At 68.5% G+C, this 587-nt stretch carries 1 protein-coding gene; it reads left to right on the top strand.

Features of this window, described 5'->3' with window-relative positions; genetic code table 11:
• Window positions 1-491 (top strand): DUF5753 domain-containing protein (locus LPA54_RS35410; protein WP_228984686.1); only part of this gene is annotated, 491 nt, incomplete at its 5' end.
• Window positions 492-587: the final 96 nt, after the last annotated feature.

A 587-nucleotide genomic window follows, 5' to 3' on the forward strand; every position in this document is an offset into this window, starting at 1 on the left:
GTCTGCTGCAGACCGAGGAGTACGCCCGCGCGGTGGTGCGGCGCGGCATGAAGAGCGCGAGCGACGCCGACGTGGAGCGCCGGGTGGCGCTGCGCCTGGAGCGGCAGAGGTACCTGGTCGCGGAGAACGCCCCCGAGTTCCACGTGGTGCTCGACGAGGCGGCGCTGCGCCGGCCGTACGGCGACCGCGCGGTGATGCGCGCGCAGCTCCAGCATCTGATCGACGTCTCCGAGCGGCCCAACGTGCGGCTCCAGGTGGTGCCGTTCAGCATGGGCGGCCACTCCGGGGAGTCCGGCGCCTTCACCATCCTCAGCTTCCCCGAGTCCGACCTCTCGGACGTGGTGTACCTGGAGCAGCTCACCAGCGCGCTCTACCTGGACAAGCCCGAGGACGTGGCCCAGTACGAGAAGGCGCTCAAGGAGCTGCAGCACGACAGCCCGGGTCCCGCCGAGAGCCGCGACCTGCTCCGGGGGCTGCTCCAGCTGTCCTGAGGACGCCCTTGACTGTCTCAAGGGCACCTTCAACTCCCTTGAAACACAAGTACGATGACGTGTGATCACGCCACGGTGTGCTGATCGGTTTTCTGC

Source organism: Streptomyces sp. DH12, assembly GCF_020873895.1.
Lineage (GTDB): Bacteria > Actinomycetota > Actinomycetes > Streptomycetales > Streptomycetaceae > Streptomyces.